21 protein-coding genes are annotated in these 22,026 nt (G+C 73.0%); 18 read left to right on the top strand and 3 right to left on the bottom strand.

The window, feature by feature from the left end; all coding sequences use genetic code 11:
- Nucleotides 1-111: 111 nt before the first annotated feature.
- Nucleotides 112-648: a YbjN domain-containing protein gene (locus tag RKD23_RS17785; protein WP_424854554.1), complete on the top strand. Its 537-nt coding sequence runs from the start codon at nt 112-114 to the stop codon at nt 646-648.
- 161 nt (nt 649-809) lie between these two features.
- Here the strand turns inward: RKD23_RS17785 and RKD23_RS17780 are convergent, their stop codons facing one another.
- A complete protein-coding gene (locus tag RKD23_RS17780) occupies nt 810-2,000 on the bottom strand; it encodes a pyridoxal phosphate-dependent aminotransferase (protein ID WP_424854553.1) in 1,191 nt (396 codons plus the stop codon).
- 131 nt (nt 2,001-2,131) lie between these two features.
- Between RKD23_RS17780 and RKD23_RS17775 the strand changes: the two genes are divergently transcribed.
- The 4 genes from RKD23_RS17775 (at nt 2,132) to RKD23_RS17760 (ending at nt 6,846) form a co-directional block, all read left to right on the top strand.
- Complete coding sequence (locus RKD23_RS17775) at nt 2,132-3,766, top strand: serine hydrolase (RefSeq protein ID WP_424854552.1); 1,635 nt, start codon at nt 2,132-2,134, stop codon at nt 3,764-3,766.
- Between the two features lie 143 nt (nt 3,767-3,909).
- Nucleotides 3,910-4,194, top strand: coding sequence for a hypothetical protein (locus tag RKD23_RS17770; protein WP_424854551.1), 285 nt, complete (start codon nt 3,910-3,912; stop codon nt 4,192-4,194).
- A 357-nt stretch (nt 4,195-4,551) separates the two neighbouring features.
- A complete protein-coding gene (locus RKD23_RS17765; protein ID WP_404037535.1) occupies nt 4,552-5,073 on the top strand; it encodes a DUF2617 family protein in 522 nt (173 codons plus the stop codon).
- Between the two features lie 147 nt (nt 5,074-5,220).
- Complete coding sequence (locus RKD23_RS17760; RefSeq protein ID WP_424854550.1) at nt 5,221-6,846, top strand: polyamine aminopropyltransferase; 1,626 nt, start codon at nt 5,221-5,223, stop codon at nt 6,844-6,846.
- Between the two features lie 85 nt (nt 6,847-6,931).
- Here the strand turns inward: RKD23_RS17760 and RKD23_RS17755 are convergent, their stop codons facing one another.
- Nucleotides 6,932-7,477 (bottom strand): peptidoglycan-binding domain-containing protein, encoded by a 546-nt coding sequence (locus RKD23_RS17755; RefSeq protein ID WP_424854549.1) that lies wholly within the window; start codon nt 7,475-7,477, stop codon nt 6,932-6,934.
- Nucleotides 7,478-7,753: 276 nt separating this feature from the next.
- On the opposite strand from RKD23_RS17755, the gene RKD23_RS17750 reads away from it, so the two are divergent.
- The 10 genes from RKD23_RS17750 to kynU all read left to right on the top strand — a co-directional run bounded on the left by RKD23_RS17750 (nt 7,754) and on the right by kynU (nt 17,550).
- Nucleotides 7,754-8,953, top strand: a complete 1,200-nt coding sequence (locus RKD23_RS17750) for a sensor histidine kinase (RefSeq protein WP_424854548.1) — start codon at nt 7,754-7,756, stop codon at nt 8,951-8,953.
- Nucleotides 8,950-9,627 (top strand): response regulator, encoded by a 678-nt coding sequence (locus RKD23_RS17745; protein WP_424854547.1) that lies wholly within the window; start codon nt 8,950-8,952, stop codon nt 9,625-9,627. Before RKD23_RS17750 ends, RKD23_RS17745 begins: the two co-directional genes overlap by 4 nt.
- Nucleotides 9,628-9,682: 55 nt before the next feature.
- The gene (locus tag RKD23_RS17740; protein ID WP_424854546.1) at nt 9,683-10,435 is read left to right on the top strand and encodes an SRPBCC domain-containing protein; all 753 of its coding nucleotides are present in this window, start codon (nt 9,683-9,685) and stop codon (nt 10,433-10,435) included.
- A 100-nt stretch (nt 10,436-10,535) separates the two neighbouring features.
- Entirely contained in the window at nt 10,536-11,324 is a 789-nt protein-coding gene (locus RKD23_RS17735; protein WP_424854545.1) for an aldose 1-epimerase, read from the top strand.
- 10 nt (nt 11,325-11,334) lie between these two features.
- A complete protein-coding gene (gene pyrE / locus RKD23_RS17730; RefSeq protein WP_424854544.1) occupies nt 11,335-11,883 on the top strand; it encodes an orotate phosphoribosyltransferase in 549 nt (182 codons plus the stop codon).
- Between the two features lie 176 nt (nt 11,884-12,059).
- Nucleotides 12,060-13,082: a class II fructose-bisphosphate aldolase gene (gene fbaA / locus RKD23_RS17725; protein ID WP_424854543.1), complete on the top strand. Its 1,023-nt coding sequence runs from the start codon at nt 12,060-12,062 to the stop codon at nt 13,080-13,082.
- Nucleotides 13,083-13,162: 80 nt separating this feature from the next.
- On the top strand, nt 13,163-14,620 hold the full coding sequence (locus RKD23_RS17720) for an MFS transporter (RefSeq protein WP_424854542.1): 1,458 nt from the start codon (nt 13,163-13,165) through the stop codon (nt 14,618-14,620).
- A 359-nt stretch (nt 14,621-14,979) separates the two neighbouring features.
- Nucleotides 14,980-15,393 (top strand): DUF3151 domain-containing protein, encoded by a 414-nt coding sequence (locus RKD23_RS17715; protein ID WP_424854541.1) that lies wholly within the window; start codon nt 14,980-14,982, stop codon nt 15,391-15,393.
- Nucleotides 15,394-15,542: 149 nt separating this feature from the next.
- A complete protein-coding gene (locus RKD23_RS17710; RefSeq protein WP_424854540.1) occupies nt 15,543-16,373 on the top strand; it encodes a tryptophan 2,3-dioxygenase family protein in 831 nt (276 codons plus the stop codon).
- Entirely contained in the window at nt 16,366-17,550 is a 1,185-nt protein-coding gene (gene kynU, locus RKD23_RS17705) for a kynureninase (RefSeq protein ID WP_424854539.1), read from the top strand. Before RKD23_RS17710 ends, kynU begins: the two co-directional genes overlap by 8 nt.
- Nucleotides 17,551-17,857: 307 nt before the next feature.
- Here the strand turns inward: kynU and RKD23_RS17700 are convergent, their stop codons facing one another.
- On the bottom strand, nt 17,858-18,463 hold the full coding sequence (locus RKD23_RS17700; RefSeq protein WP_424854538.1) for a TetR/AcrR family transcriptional regulator: 606 nt from the start codon (nt 18,461-18,463) through the stop codon (nt 17,858-17,860).
- 208 nt (nt 18,464-18,671) lie between these two features.
- Between RKD23_RS17700 and RKD23_RS17695 the strand changes: the two genes are divergently transcribed.
- The 3 genes from RKD23_RS17695 to RKD23_RS17685 all read left to right on the top strand — a co-directional run bounded on the left by RKD23_RS17695 (nt 18,672) and on the right by RKD23_RS17685 (nt 22,021).
- A complete protein-coding gene (locus RKD23_RS17695) occupies nt 18,672-19,565 on the top strand; it encodes an alpha/beta hydrolase family protein (RefSeq protein WP_424854537.1) in 894 nt (297 codons plus the stop codon).
- Between the two features lie 277 nt (nt 19,566-19,842).
- Entirely contained in the window at nt 19,843-20,808 is a 966-nt protein-coding gene (locus RKD23_RS17690) for an alpha/beta hydrolase (RefSeq protein ID WP_424854536.1), read from the top strand.
- On the top strand, nt 20,801-22,021 hold the full coding sequence (locus RKD23_RS17685; RefSeq protein ID WP_424854535.1) for an acyltransferase family protein: 1,221 nt from the start codon (nt 20,801-20,803) through the stop codon (nt 22,019-22,021). Before RKD23_RS17690 ends, RKD23_RS17685 begins: the two co-directional genes overlap by 8 nt.
- Nucleotides 22,022-22,026: the final 5 nt, after the last annotated feature.

Raw genomic sequence — 22,026 nt, 5'->3', positions numbered from 1 at the left:
TTCCCCGTGCGGGGATCATGTCCGCCGACGGCTGACACGGCCCGCCAGGGGTTGCCACCCCCCTCCCCGCATGGGGGAGGATGACGGAATCCGTACGAAGGGAAATTCACGGTGACCATCGACCCGTCCTCGATTCCGAACTTCGGGGGCCAGCCCCAGCCGCAGCCCCAAGGACCGGCGGGCCCCGTCGTCCCGGATCAGGACCTTGTGAAGCAGCTCCTCGACCAGATGGAGCTGAAGTACGTCGTCGACGAGGAGGGTGACCTCGCCGCGCCGTGGGAGCAGTTCCGTACGTACTTCATGTTCCGCGGCGAGGGCGAGCAGCAGGTCTTCTCGGTGCGGACGTTCTACGACCGGCCCCACCAGATCGAGGAGAAGCCGCAGCTCCTGGAGTCGATCGACGACTGGAACCGGCGCACCCTGTGGCCGAAGGTCTACACGCACACGCACGACGACGGCACCGTCCGGCTGATCGGCGAGGCGCAGATGCTCATCGGCACGGGCGTGAGCCTGGAGCACTTCGTGTCCTCGACGGTGAGCTGGGTGCGCGCGGCCATCGAGTTCGACCGCTGGCTGGTCGAGCAGCTCGGCCTGGAGGGTGAGGTCAACGACGCGGAGAAGCCGGAGGACGGCGAGGCGGGCGAGTAAGACGCCCCGAGCCTTCGCGCTGCGCGCAGGAGAGCCCGACCAGGGTGCGGACCACCACGGTGGTGTGCCCCCTGGCCGGGCTCTCGCCGTGCGGGGCGGGTGCGAGTGTGGCACCCGCCCTCCGTCCACAGCCTGTGGACGACGTTCCGGGCGGCGCGCCCTCAGTCCGCCAGTGCCTTCAGCCGGGCCGCCGCCTCCTCAAGAACCGGGCGCTGCTTGCAGAAGGCGAACCGTACGAAGGGCGCGCCCGCCTCGCGGTGGTCGTAGAAGACCGCGTTGGGGATGGCCACCACGCCCGCGCGTTCCGGCAGGGAGCGGCAGAAGGCGAAGCCGTCGTCGAAGCCGAGGGGGCGGATGTCGGTGGTGATGAAGTACGTGCCCGCGGTGCGGTGGACGGTGAAGCCCGCCTCGGTCAGCCCCGCCGCCAGCAGGTCCCGCTTGGCGCGCATGTCCTCGCGGAAGGCGGAGAAGTAGCTGTCGGGCAGCGCGAGGGCCTCGGCGACCGCGTACTGGAAGGGGCCGGAGGAGACGTACGTCAGGAACTGCTTCGCCGAGCGGACCGCGCTGACCAGGGCCGGAGCCGCCGTCACCCAGCCCACCTTCCAGCCCGTGAACGAGAACGTCTTGCCGCTCGACCCGATCGTCACGGTCCGCTCCCGCATCCCCGGCAGCGTCGCCAGCGGCACATGCCCGGCCTCGTCGAACACCAGGTGCTCGTACACCTCGTCCGTGACCACCAGCAGGTCCCGCTCCACCGCCAGCTCGGCGATCGCGGTGAGCTCCTCGCGGGTGAGGACCGTGCCGGTCGGGTTGTGCGGGGTGTTGATCAGCAGCAGCCGGGTGCGCTCGGTGACCGCGTCGCGCAGCTCGTCGAGGTCGAGGCGGAAGGCACCCTCATGGGGCCGCAGGGTGACCGGCACGCGCGTGCCGCCCGCCATCGCGATGCAGGCCGCGTAGGAGTCGTAGTACGGCTCCAGCGCGACGACCTCGTCACCGGGCTCCACCAGCGCCAGCAGGGCCGCGGCGATCGCCTCGGTCGCACCGGCCGTGACCAGCACCTCCGTGTCGGGGTCGTACGTCAGGCCGTACCACCGCTGCTGGTGCGCGGCGATCGCGGTGCGCAGCTCGGGGACGCCGGGGCCCGGCGGGTACTGGTTGCCGCGCCCGTCGCGCAGCGCCCGTACGGCAGCCTCCCTGACCTCCTCGGGGCCGTCCGTGTCGGGAAATCCCTGGCCCAGGTTGATCGACCCGGTGCGCAGGGCCAGGGCCGACATCTCGGCGAAGATCGTCGTCCCGAACTCGGCGAGCCGGCGGTTGAGGAGAGGGCGCGCGGTGGAGGTCATGCGGGTCATCCTGCGCCGAAGCTCGGGGGTTACTCAACATTCGGGTGTCGGGGGTGTTCCCGGTCGTCGGCGCACGCGGTGTTCCCCTGATCGGCCTGTCCGGGTGTGACAGGTGGCCGGGGTGGCCTTTCGATGAGGGTATGCCCCGACTTGATCGCTTTTGCTCCCCCTCCGTTCGTGCCGCCGCGGCTCTGGGTCTGGTGGCGGCGCTGGCCGTCGGCTGTACCGGGGCCGATGCCGACACCGCCCCTGTCGGGCGTGCGGCCAGGCAGACGTCGCCGTTGCCCACTGTCCCTCCGGCTCAGCCGCCGTCGCAGATCTCCCGGGCGGACGTCGATGCGGCGGTCGGCAAGCTGGACGACGTCGTACGGGACTTCATGCGCCGCACGGGTGTGCCCGGTGTCGCCGTGGGTGTGGTGCACGACGACGAGGTGCTGTATCTGAAGGGGTTCGGCGTGCGCAAGGCGGGCACGAAGGACCCGGTCGGCGCGGACACCGTCTTCCAGCTCGCCTCGGTCTCCAAGCCGATCGCGTCCACGGTGGTCGCCGCGGCCGTGGGGGAGAAGACCATCGGCTGGGACGACCCGGTCGTGAAACACGACCCCGGCTTCGCGCTGAAGGACCCGTGGGTCAGCCGCCGCGTGACGCTGGCCGATCTGTTCTCGCATCGCAGCGGACTGCCCGACCACGCCGGAGACCTCCTGGAGGACCTCGGCTACGACCGCTCGTACATTCTGAACCGTCTGCGCTACCAGCCGCTGGCGCCGTTCCGTGCCGAATACGCGTACACGAACTTCGGGCTGACCGAAGCCGGCGTCGCCGCCGCGCGAGCGGCGGGGACCAGCTGGGAGGAGCTGTCCGCCGAGAAGCTGTACCGGCCGCTGGGCATGGACTCCACCAGTTCTTCCTTCGCCGACTACGAGAAGGCCAAGAACAAGGCCACCTTGCATGTGCAGAGCGGGGACACCTGGCGCGCCGAGTACGTCCGTGACGCGGACGCCCAGAGCCCGGCGGGCGGGGCCAGCTCCACGGCCCGGGACATGACGAAGTGGATGCGACTGCAGCTGGGCGACGGCAAGTTCGAGGGGCGGCAGGTCGTCGACGCCGACGCGCTGGCCCAGACCCATCTGCCCCACATGCTCAACGCGCCGCCGCAGTCGCCCGCGGGCCGGTCCGGGTTCTACGGGCTCGGCTGGAACGTGAGCTACGACGACCAGGGCAGGCTGAAGCTCGGCCACTCCGGCGGTTTCGCGCTGGGGGCGGCCACCCACGTCGCACTGCTGCCCTCGGAGAAGCTCGGCATCGTCGCCCTGACCAACGGCCAGCCCGTCGGCGTGCCCGAGGCGATCACCGCCACGTTCCTCGACACCGCGCAGACGGGCGGGCCCACCGTCGACTGGCTGACGTTCCTCGGGCCGATCATCAAGCAGACCCTGGCGGGGGAACGCTCGCCGGTCGACTACAGCAAGCCTCCCGCCTCGCCCGCACCCGCCAAGGCGGACAGCGCCTACACCGGGACGTACGCGAACGGGTACTACGGCCCGATGACCGTCAGCGCCCAGGGCGGCGAACTCACCATGCAGCTCGGGCCGAAGAAGCAACGGTTCGCCCTGCGCCACTACGACGGGGACACCTTCAGCTACCGCACCACCGGCGAGAACGCCGTCGGCCTGTCCGGCGTGACCTTCACCGTCGGCTCCGGCGGACGCGCCACCAAGGTCCGGGTCGAGAACCTCGACACGACCGGTCTGGGCACCTTCGCGAGGAACGACTGACGACCTCGTGCAAGGCCGCGAGAACCCTCTGAAGTTCCTCAACTCTGCTTTGACCGGTGAACGGTGCGGGAATTCCCGTCTCACGCAAGAAACGAGGCGCCCACGGGGGGCCGCTTCGGGGGAATCGGAAGGAGGGTGACGCCATGGTCATCGGCATCATCCTGGCGGTGTTCGGCATCGTGGTGCTGGTGGCGGTCCTGTCCGCCGTCAGCGAGAGCCGACACGGCTACCGAGGGCGGCGGTACACGACCACCACCCGCCGCCGGCACCGGAGCGGCTCCGGCTCCAGCGGCAGCAGTGCCGGCTGGTGGGCGGGCGGGGACAGCGGCGGCAGCTCCTGCGGCGGCGGCTCGTCCTGCGGAAGCAGCTCCTCGTGCGGCGGTGGGTCGTCGTGCGGGGGCGGTGGCGGATGCGGCGGAGGCAGCTGACACGGGGCAGCTGAGCTCCGAACGGGGGAACGCATCCGTGTGAAGCGCCCGCCGGGCATGACCCGGCGGGCGCTCGTGCTGGTGGGGGCGCCCCGGCGTACGCCGTCATCGTTCAGGCGTACGCCGTCGTTGAACAGTTGAGCAGTGAAGCCCTCTGAGGGATGGAAACCCTACGAAGTTGGGTAAAAACGCTGTGGCGGCGCCACAGTTCATGATTCCCTCTAAATCACCTAAGCAGCCCCTCGTACGTCCCCTCGGACACCGTCCGTCGACTGGGCTGACCGGGCCGAAACCCGGTGCCGACCGGGATGCACCGGACCCACACCGCCTTCTTTTGCGTGCTAGCGGAGCCGATCCATGCTCACGACCCTGAAAACCTCCTACACCGACACGCGCGCGGCCGACCTCGCCTGGGCCCTCGGGCGCGAGCCGCTCCCGGCACTGGCCACCCTCGACCTCGAACTGGCGGGCGCCAGACTGCAGTTGAGGCTCCTGGGCGCCTCGCACCAGGTGCTCCTGGAGGAGGACCAGGTCAACTGTTCGGAGACCGTGGCGTGCATCCCCGGCAGCAGCACCCCGCTCCCGCTCGGCGTGGCCAAGCGGGTGGGCGACTGGGAGTACGAGTTCGCCGCGCGCGTCGAGGTGCTCTCGCCGGGCTCCTTCGCCGGCCGCGCCCAGGAACTGCTGGCCCTGGTCTCCGACCACCCCAACGGCCTCGCGGGCGTCTTCCCCGGCAGCCCGCACGCCTTCACCGCGCTGCTCGCCCAGCGCCACGAGGGCCAGGTCCACTGGCGCACCTGGCACGCCTACCCGCAGGACGGCCAGCTGGTCGCCACCCGCACCCGCGTGGGCGTCCGTGTCCCGGCCGCGGCCGCCTGACGGACCGGCCCGGCGGCAGCGAGGGGAAACGTCACGCGACCGCCGTACGGCAGTGCGCCGCGCTGAAACGTCCTGCGGCCGACCGGCCCCCAGTTCCACGCGTGTGGGTGACGAAGCGTGCCGGACCGGTGACGTAACGTCGCAGTCGTGATCGATCCGCACGCCCCGGCCCCGCCCGGCGCCCCACCGTGGCGCGGGCCCGCGCGGCTGCCCGTCCGGCAGGGCACCGGGCGCTTCCTGGTCCTGGCGTGCGTCTTCGTCTGCGCGGCCTGCGGTCTGGTGTACGAACTCGAACTCGTCGCGTTCGCCTCGTACCTGATGGGCGACTCGGTCACCCAGGCCTCCGTCGTGCTGTCCGTGATGGTCTTCGCGATGGGCATCGGCTCCCTCGCGGCGAAACGGCTGCGCCCGCGCGCGGCCGCCGGGTTCGGCGCGGTCGAGGCGATCCTCGCCCTCGTCGGCGGATGCAGCGCGATGGCGCTGTACGCGGTGTTCGCCTGGACCGGCGCCTGGGGCGGCCTGTGGGCGGGCGGCCCGCGCGCCCTGCTGGTCGCCTTCTCCCTCGCCACCGGCCTGCTCATCGGCGCCGAGGTGCCGCTGCTGATGGAGCTGATACAGCGCATCCGCCGCCAGGACGCGGGCGGCGCGGTCGCCGACCTGTTCGCCGCCGACTACGTCGGCGCCCTCGTCGGCGGCCTCGCCTTCCCCTTCCTGCTGCTGCCCCTCCTCGGCCAGCTCACCAGCGCCATGCTCACCGGCGCGGTCAACGTGGTCGTCGGCGGTGCCCTCGTCCTCGGACTGTTCCGCGGCGACCTCACCCGCCGCGCCCGCTGGCTGCTCGTCGTCACCAACCTCACCGTGCTCGGCGTCCTCGGCGCCGCCGCCGTACTCGTCGACGACTTCGAACGGGCCGCCCGGCAGGCCGTCTACGGCCAGGAGGTGCGCGTGGCGCTGCAGACCGGCGTGCAGGAGGTCGTCCTCACCGGCGGCACCGGCGGCCGCCCCCTCGACCTGTTCCTCGACGGGCGGCTGCGGGTCAGCGGCCACGACGAACGCCGCTACCACGAGGCCCTCGTCCACCCCGCGATGAACGGCCCCCACGCGCGCGTGCTCGTCCTCGGCGGCGGCGACGGCCTCGCCACCCGCGAGGTGCTGCGCCATCGGGACGTCGTCCAGGTCGACGTCGTCGAACTCGACCCGGCCGTCGTCCGCCTCGCCCGCAACGACCCGGCTCTCGCCGCCCTCAACGGCCATGTGTACGACGACCCGCGCGTCCACGTCAGCACCGCCGACGCGTTCGGCTGGCTGCGCGCCGCGCCCTCGGCGGCGTACGACGTCATCGTCGCGGACCTGCCCGACCCGGGCATCACCGCCAGCGCCAAGCTGTACTCGCAGGAGTTCTACGGCCTCGCCCACCGGGCCCTCGCCCCCGAGGGCCGGCTCGTCGTGCACGCGGGGCCGGTCACCCTGCGCCCGCGCGCCTTCTGGACCGTCGACGCCACCCTGCACGCCGCCGGACTCGCCACCACGCCCTACCGCATCGACGGCCACGCCGCCGGTTTCGCCGCCGGCCCCGACCGCACCGCCGAGGCGGCCCGCACCCCGCACGACTGGGGCTTCCTCCTCGCCGCCGCGGACGGCCCGCCGCCCCTGCGCGCGACCGGCCTGCCCCGCACCCTCACCGACACCGATCTCACCGAGGGCACCGAAGCGGCCCTGCGGACCCGGATCGGGGACACACCGGTGTCGACGCTGGTGCACCCCCGCTACTAGCCGCGCACAGGCGGACGGCCCGCTCCCCGCCCCGAAGGGCAGGAAGCGGGCCGCCGTATCCCCCCGCCGATGTGGCTGCTGTGGCTCAGACGACGTTCAGGGTGTTGTAGGACGCCACCTTCCAGCCACGGGTGTTGTTGACCTTCAGCTGGTACTTGCCGCTGCTGCGCTTGAAGGTCACCACGTGCTTCTCGCCGATGTAGTCGACCTTGCCGGCGCCGCCGTCGAACAGGAAATTGCGCGAGGCGAAGCCCAGCGTCTTCTTGCCGGCCTTGCCGTCGACGGTGAGGCCCGCGCCGAAGTCGCGGTTGTACAGCTTCTGCAGCTGCTTGACGGCGTAGGTGGTGTTCGCGCCGTACTTGCCGTCGATGTCGGAGTAGTCGAACGCGGTGCCGTTCGACTCCTTGACGCCCTCCGCCCACAGGATCTGCTGCAGCAGCGCGGTCGCGTTGCTCCTGCTGTGGCTGCTCGACGACAGCGTGCCCTCGTCGGTCCAGTCGTCAGCGATGGGACCCCCGCCGGAGATGTACCCCTGGGAGATGCTCGCCGCGGCCGGCACGGCCGTCAGCCCGACGCCGGCCGCCAGCGCGGCGGTGACGGTGAGCACTGCGGCCTTCGTACGCACAGACATGCTGTGTTCCCCTCTGTCTCGTTCCGGCCGCGAGCCGGGGGTCCCCCGTCGGTCCCCGCTTCGGCCCGCGTCCGCGGCGGCTGCGGTCCGTCCCCCACGGTCCGTCCCCCGTGCCGCCGTTGTGCCACCGACGCTACGGGCGCCGCCCCGCCCCGCTCATCCCGCACCGGGTGGAATCCGGCGCCAACCCCTGCGGTAGCCGCGCGGTTCCTACAACTTTCGCGGTACGTACGGTGGTTGACGCCCCTGCCCCCACACCGGCGTTACGCTGCGCAAATGCGGAGCCACCCCCTCGCCGCCGACGTCGTGATCGCGCTGGCGCTCACCACCGTCGCCCTGCTGCTCGGCACGGAGTCCGCCGACCAGGGGTGGCCCGAGCCCGACGCGCTCGGCTGGACGCTCGTGGGTCTGGTCAACGTCCCCGTCGTGCTGCGCACCAAGGCCCCCGTCGCCGTCTGCCTGTTCAGCCACGCCTGCTGGGCGGTGTACGTCACCGCCGGGTACTGGCCGGTCGTCAACAGCCTCGGCCCCCTGCTCGCCGTGTACACCGTCGCGTCCCTGCGCCCGCTGCGCGTCGCCGCCGCGTGCGGGGCGCTGCTCGCCGCGGTCTGGGTGTACGCCGGGCTGGTCAGCGACTCCTCGAACATGGCGTCCGTCGTCGCCCAGGCCGTCGGCTTCCCGCTGGTGCTGTGCCGGTTCGGCTCCACCGCCCGCAAGGCCGCCGAGCTGGCCCGGCAACTGCGCGCCGAACAGGCCGACCGGGCCCGCCGCGAGGTCGCCGGCGAGCGGGTGCGCATCGCGCGCGAACTGCACGACGTGGTCGCCCACCACATGGCCGTCATCAACGTCCAGGCCGGCCTCGCCCGCTTCGTCTTCGACTCCGACGCCCCCACCGCCCGCGAGGCGCTCGGCACCATCGCGGCCACCAGCGGCGAGGCCCTGGCCGAACTGCGCCGCATGCTGGGCCTGTTGCGCGCCGACGACACCCCCGACGCCGTCGGGCCCGCGCCCGGCCTCGACCAGCTCGCCGAGATGGTCGCCCGGGTCGGCGCCGGCGGCCTGCCCGTCACCCTCACCGTCACCGGCGAACCCCGTCCGCTCCCGCCGGGCGTCGAGCTGTGCGTGTACCGGGTCGCGCAGGAGGCGCTGACCAATGTGCTCAAGCACGCGCCGGGAGCACGGGCGGAGGTCGAACTGACCTATCGGGCGGGCGAGATAGCCGTGTCCGTCGTGAACGATGCCGCCCACGACGGCCGCAGGACGGACGGAAAGGGCATACGCCTCACCGGGAGGGGGGTGAATCCGGACAGTGTGCCGCCGCACACCGGCCACGGCTTGATCGGAATGCGCGAGCGGGCCAAGCTCTACGGCGGGACGATCGTCGTCGGCCCGCGCCGCGAGGGTGGTTTTGGTGTGCAGCTGACCCTGCCGACGTCGTCACAGGCCGCACGCCGGGGAGACGCCGACCGACCGTGATCAGAGTGCTCGTGGTGGACGACCAGTTCCTCGTCCGCAGCGGACTGGTCGCGCTGCTGCGCGCCGCCCCCGGCATGGAGGTCGTCGGCGAGGCCGCCGACGGCCCGGAGGCCGTGTCCCTGGCGGCCGAGACCCGCCCCGACGTCGTCCTGATGGACATCCGCCTGCCCGGCATGACCGGCATCGAGGCGACCGAGCGCATCCTCGCCGAGGCCGCGGAACCGGCCCCGCGCGTCCTCATCCTCACCACCTTCGACCTCGACGAGTACGTCTACGACGCCCTGCGCGCCGGCGCCTGCGGCTTCCTGCTCAAGGACGCCGGGCCCGAGCGCCTGCTCGCCGCGGTGACCGCGGTGCACGGCGGCGACGCCCTGTTCGCGCCCGCCGTCACCCGGCGCCTGGTGGAGGCCTACACCGGCCGTGCCGGCGCCCGGACCGGCCCCCAACCCCCGCCCGGCCTGGAGGCGTTGACCGGCCGCGAGGCCGAGGTGCTGCGCCTGGTCGCCCGCGGCCTGACCAACGCCGAGGCCGCCGACCGGCTCTTCATCAGCGAGGCCACCGTCAAGACGCACCTCAACCGCACCATGACCAAGCTGGGCCTGACCAGCCGGGCACAGGCGGTGGTGGTGGCGTACGAGACGGGGCTGGTGACACCGGGCGAGGCGAGCGAGTGATCCGGCGCCGCCGCAGAGGGTGTTTTCGGCCCCGGTCTGGGTAGGCTCCGACGACATGGAGCATGAGGTGCACGTCCCGGTTTCCGTCGAGCGGGTGCGGGCCGTGCTGGCCGACCCCGCGCGGGTCGCCCGGGCGGTACCCGGGCTCCAGCAGGAGGCGGGGGCCGACCCCGTCGCCGGCCGCCTGAAGCTCCGTATCGGCGGCACGACCATCACCTACCGCGGCACGGCGTCCGTGTCCGCCCGTGAGGACGGCACCTACCTCTTTGAGGGCGAGGCCACGGAGGCCCGCGGGAGCGGCTCGGCGAAGTTCGCCCTCACCCTGGCCCTGCGCGACAGCGAGGACGGCACGACACTCGCCTTCGGCGGTACGGGGTCGGCGGACGGCCGCGCGGCCGACCTGACGGCGGAGGCGGTGAGTGCAGCGGTCACGCGCCTCCTGAACCGCTTCGCGGAGAACCTGGGCGCTCAGGGCGAGGTGCCTGAGGCCGAGGTTCCCGAGGTCGCGGAAGACGCCCCGGCGTCGGTCTTCGAGACCGAGATCCCGCCGCCCTCCCTCGACCCCCTCGCCGACGACCTCGACGCACCGTCCGAGCCTCTCGCCGAGGCCGCCCACGCCCGCCGCACGATGATCGGCCGCAGCGCGGAAGAAGTCGACCACGCACCGCCCAGAGGCCGCTACGCGCCGGTCCCGCCCCCACAATCGGTCACCGCGGGCACCACACTCCGCTGGGCGGCCCCGGCGGCGGCGCTGGTGGTGGCGTCGGTGATCGTTGCAGGCAGGGTCCTGCGGAAACGCCGCTTTTAAGGGGCGCGGGGAACTGCGCGACAAGCCACATACGGCCTGCACGCGACCACTATGAGCCACCACCCCCCACCTGAGTGATCACCTGAGTAGGCTCACCCCTGTGAGTAACGAAGAGATCACGCTGACCGCAGGCGACGCGGAACTGACGATCACCCCGCACAACGGCGGCCGCCTCAGCAGCCTCAAGATCGCCGGCGGCGAACTCCTCAGGCAGGGCGACCGCTTCGGCTGCTTCCCGATGGTCCCCTGGTGCGGCCGCATCAGGGACGGCCGCTTCCGCGACGGAGCCGTGGAGCACCAGATGCCCCTCAACGCCCCGCCGCACGCCATCCACGGCACCGCGCGGGACGGCGCCTGGTCCGTCGCCCGTGCCGGCAAGGACGAGGCCGTCATCACCTACGACCTCGTCGACCCCTGGCCCTACACCGGCCGCGTCACCCACGCCGCCGCCCTCACGCCCGACTCGCTGACGCTGACCATGTCCGTCGAGACGTACGAGTCGTCCTTCCCGGCCCAGATCGGCTGGCACCCCTGGTTCAACAGGAACCTGAACGGCACCGACGCCGTGCTCGCCTTCGACCCCGCCTGGCAGGAGGAGCGCGGCGAGGACCACCTCCCCACCGGCCTGCGCATCGACCCCCGGCCCGGCCCCTGGGACGACTGCTTCGGCATGCCCGACGGCGTCGACGTCACCCTCACCTGGCCCGGCCTGCTGGAGCTGAAGGTGACCAGCCGCGAGCAGTGGGTCGTCGTCTACGACGAGCAGGAGGCGGCCGTGTGCGTGGAGCCGCAGACCGGCCCGCCCAACGGCCTCACCACCCTGCCGCGCCTGGTCACGCCGCTGGAGCCGCTGGAGGCCACGACGACCTGGAGCTGGAGGCGGCTCTAAGCTGGTCGGCATGACGGACGTACGCGCGGCGCTGCTGCAGCAGATCAAGGACAAGGCCGTGGTGCACGGCAAGGTGACCCTCTCCTCGGGTCTGGAGGCCGACTACTACATCGACCTGCGCCGCATCACGCTCGACGGCGAGGCCGCCCCGCTGGTCGGTCAGGTCCTGCTGGACCTGACCGCCGACCTGGACTTCGACGCGGTCGGCGGTCTCACCATGGGCGCCGACCCGGTCGCCGCCGCGATGCTGCACGCCGCGGCCGCCCGCGGGCAGCGCCTGGACGCCTTCGTCGTCCGCAAGGCCGCCAAGGCGCACGGCCTCCAGCGCCGCGTCGAGGGCCCGGACATCAAGGGCCGCCGCGTGCTGGTCGTCGAGGACACCTCCACCACCGGCGGCTCCCCGCTGACCGCCGTGGAGGCCGTCCGGGAGGCCGGCGCGGAGGTCGTGGCCGTCGCGACGATCGTCGACCGGGCCACCGGTGCCGCGGAGAAGATCCAGGACGGCGCGGGTGTGCCGTACCTCTTCGCGTACTCCAAGGACGAGCTCGGCCTCGACTGATCCCTTTCACGCCGCCGACCGAACGTCGTACTCGTCGGTAGCGACCGCCCTGCGGACCACGCCTGGACCTTCCGGCCAAGTCTGGAAAGATGGGGCCGACGATGACGTCGCCCCCATGGTCTAGGTCAGGGCCGTAAGCACCAAGAAGCCCACCCGCACATACAAGGAGCGGACAGATGCCCATCGCAACCCCCGAGGTCTACAACGAGATGCTCGACCGGGCGAAGGCAGGCAAGTTCGCCTACCCGGCCATCAACGTCACCTCGTCGCAGACGCTGCATGCGGCACTGCGCGGCTTCGCCGAGGCCGAGAGCGACGGCATCATCCAGATCTCCACGGGCGGCGCGGAGTTCCTGGGCGGCCAGCACAACAAGGACATGGTCACCGGCGCCGTCGCCCTGGCCGAGTTCGCGCACATCGTCGCCGCGAAGTACGACGTGACGGTCGCCCTGCACACCGACCACTGCCCCAAGGACAAGCTCGACGGCTACGTCCGTCCGCTGCTCGCCGTCTCCGAGGAGCGCGTGGCCCGCGGCGAGAACCCGCTGTTCCAGTCCCACATGTGGGACGGCTCCGCGGAGACCCTCGCCGACAACCTGTCCATCGCGCAGGAGCTGCTGGAGCGCGCCCGCGCCGCGCGGATCATCCTCGAGGTCGAGATCACCCCGACCGGCGGCGAGGAGGACGGCGTCACCCACGAGATCAACGACGAGCTGTACACCACCGTCGACGACGCCATCCGCACGGCCGAGGCCCTGGGCCTGGGCGAGAAGGGCCGCTACCTGCTCGCCGCGTCCTTCGGCAACGTCCACGGCGTGTACAAGCCCGGCAACGTGGTGCTCCGTCCCGAGCTGCTGAAGGAGCTGAACGACGGCGTCGCCGCCAAGTTCGGAAAGTCCTCGCCGTTCGACTTCGTCTTCCACGGCGGCTCCGGCTCCACCGCCGAGGAGATCGCGACCGCGCTGGAGAACGGCGTCGTGAAGATGAACATCGACACCGACACCCAGTACGCGTTCACCCGTCCGGTCGCCGGCCACATGTTCGCCAACTACGACGGCGTCCTGAAGATCGACGGCGAGGTCGGCAACAAGAAGGCCTACGACCCGCGGACCTGGGGCAAGCTGGCCGAGGCGTCCATGTCGGCCCGTGTCGTCGAGGCCTGCGCCAACCTGCGCTCGACGGGCACCCGCATCAAGTAACCCCTCGGGGAGTCCAGTAACCCTTCGGGGAGTCCAGCGAGCCCGGTGCCTCGGCGCCGGGCTCGCTGTTTACTGGGCTCATGCCCGACGTCCGGCTGGCCTCCGCGCAGGGCCGGTGGATTCTGCTCACCACCGTGCTCGGCTCCAGCATGGCGCTGCTGGACTCGACCGTCGTCAACGTCGCCCTGCCGGCCATCGGGCGGGACCTCGACGCCTCCCTCGCGGGGCTCCAGTGGACCGTCAACGCGTACATGCTCACGCTGGCCGGGCTGATCCTGCTCGGCGGCTCCCTCGGCGACCGCTACGGGCGCCGCAAGGTCTTCGTGGTCGGTGTGGTGTGGTTCGCGGTCGCGTCCCTGCTGTGCGGGCTCGCCCCGAACGCCGGCGTGCTGATCGCCGCGCGGGCGTTGCAGGGGGCCGGCGGGGCGCTGCTCACGCCCGGCTCCCTGGCGCTGATCCAGGCGTCCTTCCACTCCGACGACCGGGGGCGGGCGGTCGGGCTGTGGTCCGGCTTCGGGGGCATCGGGGCCGCCGTCGGGCCGTTCCTGGGCGGCTGGCTGGTCGACGGGCCCGGGTGGCGGTGGGTGTTCCTGCTGAACGTGCCGCTGGCCCTGCTGTGCGTGCCGGTCGCCCTGCGGCATGTGCCCGAGTCGGGTGACGGGCGGGCGCACGGGCGGTTCGACGTCCTGGGCGCGGTGCTGGGGGCCGCGGCGCTGGCGCTGGTGACGTACGCGCTGATCGAGGCCGACTGGATCACGGCGGTGCTGGGCGTGGCCCTCGGCGTCGCCTTCGTCCGCGTCGAGCGGCGCCGGCCCGATCCGATGATGCCGCTGGACATCTTCGCGTCGCGGCAGTTCACCGCGGTCAACCTCGTCACGCTGTGCGTGTACGCGGCGTTCGGCGGCTTCTTCTTCCTGTCGGTCGTGCAGCTTCAGGTCGTGTCCGGGTACAGCGCGCTCGGGGCGGGGACCGCGCTGCTGCCGACGACCGTGCTGATGCTGCTGTTCTCGGCGCGGGCCGGGGAGCTGGGCGAGCGGGTGGGGCCGCGGCTTCCGCTCACGGTGGGGCCGCTGCTGTGCGCGGCCGGGATGCTGCTGATGATGCGGGTGGGGCAGGGGGCGGACTATCCGACCGACGTCCTGCCCGCGCTGCTCGTCCTCGGCCTCGGCATGGTCACGCTCGTCGCTCCGCTGACCGCGACGGTGCTGGCCTCCGTGGACACCGCCCGGGCCGGGCTGGCCAGCGGCATCAACAACGCGGCGGCCCGGGCGGCGGGGCTGGTGGCGGTCGCGGCGTTGCCGCTGATCGCGGGGATGGGCGCGGAGGCGTACCGGTCGGCGTCCGCCTTCGACGCGGCGTTCGGGCGGGCCATGCCGGTGTGCGCGGGGGCGCTGGTCGTGGGGGCGGCGATCGCCTTCGTGACGGTACGGCGTCCTGAGCCGGGGTGCCGGCGGCCGGAGTGCCGCGTCCACGCGTCGGTGGCTGCGCCGCCGCTGGAGGGGGACGGGGCGGCTGCTCGCCGGCGTCTGGGGGGCTGACCGGGGCGGATGCCTGCGGCGGCCCGTCGCCGTCCGGTGAGGCTTGCGGTAGCGCATCCGGTGTGTGGGTGAGTCGGGGCCGGGCCGGGGGGTTGTCCGTCCTCGGTCCGGCGATCTGGTTGCCCACGGAGGTGGAACGGGTTTCCGCCGGCCGCTGCGGGCGGACAACCCCCCGTCCCGTCCCCTTCCCGCCGTACGCGGCTGACCGCATGCCCACCGTTCGTGGTTGCTCACGGCCGTACGCGGCTGACGGTCGTGTCCCTCAGGGGCGCGGGGAACTGCGGCGGGGACGGCCCACGTCCAGGTGGGATGGCGATCACGTGACGCCGAACGCAGAGGCATGTACCAGACTGGAAGCCATGACGATTCACGAGAACCTCCTCGGGGGCCCGCCCCCGACCCACCTCCCCGACGAACCCGAGCCGCGCGAGCTGCTCGCGGGCGGCACCCCGGCCGCGGACGTCGCCGCGAAGTACCCGACGTCGTCGCTGGCCTGGGCCCGGCTGGCCGACGAGGCGTTCGAGCGGGGCAGCGTCGTGGAGTCGTACGCCTATGCCCGTACGGGATACCACCGCGGCCTCGACGCGCTGCGCCGCAACGGCTGGAAGGGCCACGGCCCGGTCCCGTGGGAGCACGAGCCGAACCGCGGCTTCCTGCGGGCGCTGCACGCCCTGGCCCGGGCCGCGCAGTCGATCGGTGAGCAGGAGGAGTACGAGCGCTGCTCGCAGTTCCTGAAGGACTCCTCCGCGACGGCGGCCCAGACGCTGGGCTAGGCGTCCCTGGTGCGGGGCCCGGCCGTGTGATCAGGTCGGGCCTTGCACTTTTCGGGGGTGACGGCTGAGGATTCGGGTGGGGACCGGGGCCCCCGTGTCGGTAACGGCAGGGGCGGACCGCTACCCGGAGTACACAACAGGAGACAGCGATGTCCCACGAGGCTCACGAGCCCGAGACCCCGCATCTCGACTTCGCAGGCACGACGCCGTACGAGGACTACGTCAAGGCGGACGTGCTCACGCACCTCCAGCACACCCTCTCCGACGATCCCGGAGAGATGGTCTTCCTGGTCACGACCCAGGTGATGGAGTTGTGGTTCACCGTCATCGTGCATGAGTGGGAGACCGCCGCCCACGCCCTGCGCAGCGACGACGCACCCACCGCGACGGCCGCGTTGAAGCGCTCGGTCCGCGAGCTGGAGGCCCTCAACGCCTCCTGGAGGCCGCTCGCGCACCTCACGCCGGCCCAGTTCAACTCGTACCGCAGCGCCCTGGGCGAGGGTTCCGGCTTCCAGTCGGCGATGTACCGGCGGATGGAGTTCCTGCTCGGCGAGAAGTCGGCGTCCATGCTCGTCCCGCACCGCGGCGCGCCCCGTGTGCACGCCGAGCTGGAGAAGGCGCTGCACGAGCCGAGCCTGTACGACGAGGTCCTGCACTTCCTCGCGCGGCGCGGCCACGCGATCCCGGAGGCCGTGCTCAGGCGTGACGTCACGCAGCGCTACGAGCCCTCCGACGAGGTCGAGGCCGCCTGGACGGCCGTCTACGCCGGTGACCCGGACGACGAGGCCGCCCGCCTCGGTGAGGCGCTGACGGACGTCGCCGAGCTGGTGTGGCGCTGGCGCAACGATCACCTGGTCGCCACCCGGCGCGCGATGGGCGCCAAGCAGGGGACCGGCGGTTCCGCCGGTGTCGCCTGGCTGGAGAAGCGGGCGCGCAAGAACGTCTTCCCCGAGCTGTGGACTGCGAGGTCCCATGTCTGAGCTGACCTCGCGGGCCGAGAAGCTGGACGCTGTCGATCAACTCGCCGCCAAGCGGGGCGAGTTCGTGCTCGACGACGTCGTCTATCTCGACGGCAACTCCCTGGGCGCGCTGCCCGCCGCCGTCCCCGGCCGCGTCGAGGACGTCGTACGGCGGCAGTGGGGCGAGCTGCGCATCCGGTCGTGGGACGAGAGCGGCTGGTGGACCGCGCCCGAGCGGATCGGCGACCGCATCGCCCCGCTGGTGGGTGCGGCGGCGGGCCAGATCGTGGTCGGCGACTCGACAAGTGTCAACGTCTTCAAGGCACTTGTGGCGGCGGTACGGATGGCCGGGGAGGGGCGCGACGAGGTGCTGGTCGACGCCACCACCTTCCCCACGGACGGCTACATAGCCGAGTCCGCCGCCCGGCTGACCGGCCGTACGCTGCGGCCGGTGACCCCGGCGGAGGTGCCCTCGGCGCTGAACGACCGTACGGCCGCGGTGCTCCTGAACCACGTCGACTACCGGACCGGCCGACTGCACGACCTGCCGGCCCTGACGTCGGCGATCCGTGGTGCGGGCGCCGTGTCCGTCTGGGACCTGTGCCACAGCGCGGGCGCCCTGCCCGTCGGCCTGGACGAGCACGGCGTCGACCTCGCGGTGGGCTGCACGTACAAGTACCTGAACGGCGGCCCGGGGTCCCCGGCCTACCTGTACGTCCGGCATGGGCTGCAGGACCGTTTCGACTCCCCGCTGCCCGGCTGGAACTCCCACGCCGAGCCCTTCGGGATGCGGGCGTCCTACGAGCCGGGCTCCGGCGCGCTGCGCGGCCGCGTGGGCACCCCGGACATCCTCTCCATGCTCGCCCTGGAGGCGGCCCTGGAGGTCTGGGACGGGGTGTCGGTGGAGGCCGTCCGCGCCAAGTCCCTCGCCCTGACGGACTTCTTCCTCGAATGCGTCGCGGAATACGTCCCCGAGGGCCGGGTGGAGTCCCTGACCCCACTCGCCCACGCGGAGCGCGGCAGCCAGATCGCCCTGCGCTGCGACGACGCGGGCGACGTCATGCGCCGCCTCATCGCCCGCGGCGTCGTCGGCGACTTCCGCGCCCCCGACGTCCTGCGCTTCGGCTTCACCCCGCTGTACGTGGGCTTCACGGATGTGGAGCGCGCGGCGAGGGTGCTGGCGGAGGTGCTGGGCTAGAGGCTTGGGGGGCGGCTCCGGGGGCGTCCCGTCCCTTTCCCGCCGTACGCGGCTGGCGGTCGTGCCCTTAAGGGGCGCGACTGTAGCGGCTCCGGGGGCGGTGTCCCGTCCCCTTCCCGCCGTACGTGGCCGGCGGTCATGCCCTTAGGGGCGCGGGGAACTGCGCGATCAGCCGACGACGGTCCGCGGTCGCGTACGGCGGTGCAGACCCGTGTGGGCCGGCGAGCGGGCGGGGCGGCACCTCGTAGCGCCGAGTTGCGCGAACGCCCCGCCCCGGCCGCCACGCCGCTCAGCTGGGAGACGCCGGTCAGGGAGCGACGTACACCCCTGCCACCGCCGCCGCGTACGCGGCCCGCGCGGCCCGCTCGGCGGCAGGGGCGTCCGGCGCGACCCCGGTGGTCAGCAACTGGTAGTACAGCGGAGCCGACACCGCCCGCACGACCGCCGCCGGGTCCGTCCCCTCCGGCAGCTCCCCGCGCAGCACCCCCTGCTCCACACAAGGCGCCCACTCCGCCACCCGCACCTCGTAGAACCGCGCCAGCGCCTCCGCCGTACGCGCGTCACACGTCGCCGCCGCGATCACCGCCCGGAACAACGCCCCCTGCCGGGGATCGGCCAGCGTCCGCCGGACCAGCGCCGCGTTGGCCCGCAGATCCCCCAGCACCGACCCGGTCTCCTCCCGCGGCAGCGACTGCTCGGCCATGTCGGCGAGCAGATCCGCGACCAGCCCGGTCACCGACCCCCAGCGCCGGTACACCGTCGTCTTGCCCACCTCGGCCCGCCGCGCGACATCCGCGAGGTCGAGGTGCGCGAACCCCTGCTCGGCCAGCACATCGCCGGCCGCCCGCAACACGGCCGTACGCACACGCGCGGTACGCCCTCCGGGACGCACGGTGCCGGGTTCGGCGGACATGGGCGACCTCCTCGTACGGCTTGCTCGTCTGCTCAGCCCCGCAGGGCAGCGTAACGAAACAGCAGAACCGTTTAATCCTCACCCTGCGTGAACATCCCCGTGTCCGCGCACGTCACCGGCCTGGTACCGTCCCCGCCAACGGCCGGAGTTCCTCTCGGTCGATCTCACCCGGTCCGCCAAGTCCGTATCGTCGCTGAGAGGTTGGAGCATGCCGGAGGACGCCGCAGCAGCACGGGCAGCCGCCGAGGAGGAGTCGGCCTTCTCGCACCCGCCCGTCGACCCCGACGTCACCGCCGCGTACGGCGACCACCCCGACCAGGTGATCGACTTCTACGCCCCGCGCGTCCAGGCCGGACCCGGCGGCCCCGCCCCGCTGGTCGTCGTCCTGCACGGCGGCGCGTGGCGGGCGCCGTACGACCGCGCGCACATCAGCCCGTTCGCGGACTTCCTCGCGCGGCGGGGGTTCGGGGTGGCCAGCGTCGAGTACCGGCGCGGGTCCCTGGAGGAGCCGGGGGAGGGGCCTGGGAAGGGCGCGCCCGTGGCGGGCCGCTGGCCGGACACCTTCGACGACGTCGCCGCCGCGCTGGACGCCCTGCCCGGCCTCGCCCGTGAGGCGCTGCCGCAGGCCGACCCGCGCCGCATGGTGGTCACGGGCCACTCCGCGGGCGGCCACCTCGCCCTGTGGGCGGCGGCCCGGCATGTGCTGCCCGCGGACGCCCCGTGGCGCATGGACCGGCCCGTCCCCCTGCGCGGGGTCGTCGCGCTCGCGCCCATCGCCGACTTCACGGTCGCCGAGAAGCTCGACGTCTGCGGCGGGGCCGCGCGCCAACTCCTGGGCGGCGAGGAGAGGTTCGCCGAGCGCCTGCCGTACGCCGACCCCGCACTCCTCCTGCCCACCGGCATCGCCACCACCCTCGTCCAGGGCCGCACCGACGACGTCGTCCCGCACGCCGTCGCCGACTCCTACGCCGACGCCGCCGCGAAGGCCGGCGAGGTCGTCGGTCTGACCCTGCTGGAGGACGTGGGGCACTTTCCGCTGATCGACCCGGTGGCCGACGCGTGCGCGGTGGTGGCGGAGGAGATCGCTCAGTTGGCGTGGTGAGGGGGCCGGGCCGCGGCTGGGATCGGGGCCCGGGCCGGAGCGGGAGTCCCGGTGATACCCGTAATACCTGAGAGCTACGCGCCAGAAGAGCTCTTCGGCGGGACGCGAGCGACAGACCTCGATCCATAACTTTCCCACCAGAGCGGCCCGATGAGCGGGCCGGCTGGAGGGGAGGACGGCCGTGAGCCTGCGCAGAAGGCGCGTCGTGGAGGGGTCCGGCTCGAGGGCTGCAAGCGCAAGTCCCTCACCAGCAATGCGGCGTGACGGGGACCAGCTGATGACACGCCGGCCCCGCCCCCGCCATCGACTCCGTGCCCTGCTCGCCGCCCTCGTCATGGCCGCCCTCGTGCTGCCGCTCTCCGCCGCGGCCCAGCCGCACATCCCCGCCCCGTCACCGGCGAGGACCGGCCCCGTCACCGCCGCGACGCTGGAGAAGGTGTACGCCGCCCACCGGGCCAACGCCGCGCAGGCGTCCCGCATGGCCGAGGAGCACGGCGACCGGCACAGAGCGGGTGTGGAGCGCGCCCTGGCCGCCCCGTCCCGCAGCCTGCTGTCCTTCGACGGGCGCGGAGAGGGCCAGGTCGTGGAGGTGCTCGGCGATCTGGCGCGGGCCGACCACGTCGCCGTGCTGGTGCCCGGCTCCGACACCTCGCTCGACACCTACGGCCGCTTCCGCGCGGGCGCCCTCGCCCTGCACGGGCGCCTCACCGCCGAGGCCAGGACCTCCACCGCGGTCGTCGCCTGGCTCGGCTACGACACCCCGGGCACTGTCAGCGCGGCGGTGCTCACGACCGGCCGCGCGGACGAAGGGGCCGCCCGGCTGCGGGAGTTCCTGCGCACACTGCGCGGCGTCACCGGCCCGCGCGCGGGCGTGGCTCTTCTCTGCCACTCCTACGGCTCGGTGGTGTGCGCCCGCGCCGCCGACGAGGTGCCCGTCGACGACATGGCCCTCATCGGCAGCCCCGGCACCGGTGCGGACAGCGTGGCGGACCTGCACACCTCGGCGCGTGTCTGGGCGGCCCGCGGCTCCGACGACTGGGTGGCCGAGGTGCCGCACACACGGGCCGAACTGCTCGGCACCACCGTCGGCTTCGGCACCGACCCGGTCTCCCCGGCCTTCGGCGCCCGGGTGTTCACGGCCGGCGACGGTGGCCACAGCGACTACTTCACCCCGGGCTCGGCGGCCCTGGCCAACCTCGCCCGGATCGTCCTCGGCGAGACGTCGGAGGTGACCCATGGCTGAGCGGACCGCACTTCGCGCCCACATACGCCGCTCGGCCGCCCGCCTCGACGCCGCGACCCCGCCCGACCGGGACCGCGCGGTCGACGCCCTGCGGGCCCTCGCGATCCTCGGCGTCGTACTGGGCCACTGGCTGGTGACCGCGCTGGTCGCCGACGGCGGCAGCCTGCGGACCGCGAGCCCGCTCGGGGAGATGCCGTGGCTGGCCCCGATCTCCTGGGTCTTCCAGACACTCGCCGTGTTCTTCCTCGTCGGCGGCCATGTGGCGACCCGCGGACACGCCTCGGCGCGGGCGCGGGGCATCCCGTACCGGCGGTGGCTGGGGCTGCGGCTGGTCCGGCTGTTCCGGCCGGTGGCGGCCGTGCTGGGGCTGTGGAGCGTGGTGACGGTGGCGCTGCTGCTGTCCGGGACGGACCTGGGCACCGTACGGACGCTGGCCAAGCTGGCCCTGTCCCCGCTGTGGTTCCTGCTGGTCTTCGCGGCGCTGACCGCGGCGACGCCGCTGCTGGCCCGGCTGCACCCGCTGTGGCCGCTGGCGGTCGTCCTGCACGTCGACCTGGTGCGCTTCGGCCTGGGCGGCCCGTCCTGGCTCGGCTGGGTGAACCTCGCCGCGGGGTGGGCGGTGCCCTACACGCTGGGCGCGGCCTGGACGCGCGGGGAGCTGGAGGGCCGTCGTGCCGGGTGGCTGCTGCTGGTCGGCGGGGCGTCGGCGACGGCCGGGCTGGTGGCGTGGGCGGGCTATCCGGCGTCGATGGTCGGCGTGCCGGGCGCCGCGGTGTCCAACCTCAACCCTCCGACGCTGGCGGCCGTCACCTTCGGCATGGCCCAGTGCGGGCTGGCGCTGCTGCTGCGAGGGCGGCTGCGCCGGGTGATGGGACGGCCGGTGGTGTGGGCGGTGGTGGCGGTCGCCAACCTCTTCGCCATGACGATCTTCCTGTGGCATCAGACGGCCCTGATGGCGACGACCGCGGCTGTCCTCCCCGTCGGGCTGCTGCCCGGCCTGCACACGGCCCCCGACGGCCTGGACTGGGTCGCGGCCCGGCTGGCCTGGCTGCCGGTGTTCGCCTGCGTCCTGGCGGTGTGCTGGGCGGCGTTCCGGTTCCGTGAGCAGGACGCCCGCCGGGGCAAGGCCCGTCCGTCGAAAGTGTTCCGGCCGCAGGGCGGCCCGTCGGGCGGGGTCCGTCCGGCCGTCGTCGAGGAGGTACGGCATGTCTAGGGTGA

Origin of the sequence: Streptomyces sp. SAI-170 (assembly GCF_049739565.1) — a bacterium.
Lineage (GTDB): Bacteria > Actinomycetota > Actinomycetes > Streptomycetales > Streptomycetaceae > Streptomyces.
Note: the sequence above shows the minus strand (reverse complement) of the source record. Positions and strands in the feature narration are given on the sequence as shown.

What these genes read in the sequence shown, in the direction of transcription:
- RKD23_RS17690 (WP_424854536.1), top strand. Translation starts at nt 19,843, where the DNA reads ATGACACGCCGGCCCCGCCCCCGCCATCGACTCCGTGCCCTGCTCGCC.
- RKD23_RS17765 (WP_404037535.1), top strand. Translation starts at nt 4,552, where the DNA reads ATGCTCACGACCCTGAAAACCTCCTACACCGACACGCGCGCGGCCGAC.
- RKD23_RS17715 (WP_424854541.1), top strand. Translation starts at nt 14,980, where the DNA reads ATGACGATTCACGAGAACCTCCTCGGGGGCCCGCCCCCGACCCACCTC.
- fbaA (WP_424854543.1), top strand. Translation starts at nt 12,060, where the DNA reads ATGCCCATCGCAACCCCCGAGGTCTACAACGAGATGCTCGACCGGGCG.
- RKD23_RS17695 (WP_424854537.1), top strand. Translation starts at nt 18,672, where the DNA reads ATGCCGGAGGACGCCGCAGCAGCACGGGCAGCCGCCGAGGAGGAGTCG.
- RKD23_RS17770 (WP_424854551.1), top strand. Translation starts at nt 3,910, where the DNA reads ATGGTCATCGGCATCATCCTGGCGGTGTTCGGCATCGTGGTGCTGGTG.
- kynU (WP_424854539.1), top strand. Translation starts at nt 16,366, where the DNA reads ATGTCTGAGCTGACCTCGCGGGCCGAGAAGCTGGACGCTGTCGATCAA.
- RKD23_RS17685 (WP_424854535.1), top strand. Translation starts at nt 20,801, where the DNA reads ATGGCTGAGCGGACCGCACTTCGCGCCCACATACGCCGCTCGGCCGCC.
- RKD23_RS17750 (WP_424854548.1), top strand. Translation starts at nt 7,754, where the DNA reads ATGCGGAGCCACCCCCTCGCCGCCGACGTCGTGATCGCGCTGGCGCTC.
- RKD23_RS17740 (WP_424854546.1), top strand. Translation starts at nt 9,683, where the DNA reads ATGGAGCATGAGGTGCACGTCCCGGTTTCCGTCGAGCGGGTGCGGGCC.
- RKD23_RS17755 (WP_424854549.1), bottom strand. Translation starts at nt 7,477, where the DNA reads ATGTCTGTGCGTACGAAGGCCGCAGTGCTCACCGTCACCGCCGCGCTG.
- RKD23_RS17780 (WP_424854553.1), bottom strand. Translation starts at nt 2,000, where the DNA reads ATGACCCGCATGACCTCCACCGCGCGCCCTCTCCTCAACCGCCGGCTC.
- pyrE (WP_424854544.1), top strand. Translation starts at nt 11,335, where the DNA reads ATGACGGACGTACGCGCGGCGCTGCTGCAGCAGATCAAGGACAAGGCC.
- RKD23_RS17720 (WP_424854542.1), top strand. Translation starts at nt 13,163, where the DNA reads ATGCCCGACGTCCGGCTGGCCTCCGCGCAGGGCCGGTGGATTCTGCTC.
- RKD23_RS17710 (WP_424854540.1), top strand. Translation starts at nt 15,543, where the DNA reads ATGTCCCACGAGGCTCACGAGCCCGAGACCCCGCATCTCGACTTCGCA.
- RKD23_RS17775 (WP_424854552.1), top strand. Translation starts at nt 2,132, where the DNA reads ATGCCCCGACTTGATCGCTTTTGCTCCCCCTCCGTTCGTGCCGCCGCG.
- RKD23_RS17700 (WP_424854538.1), bottom strand. Translation starts at nt 18,463, where the DNA reads ATGTCCGCCGAACCCGGCACCGTGCGTCCCGGAGGGCGTACCGCGCGT.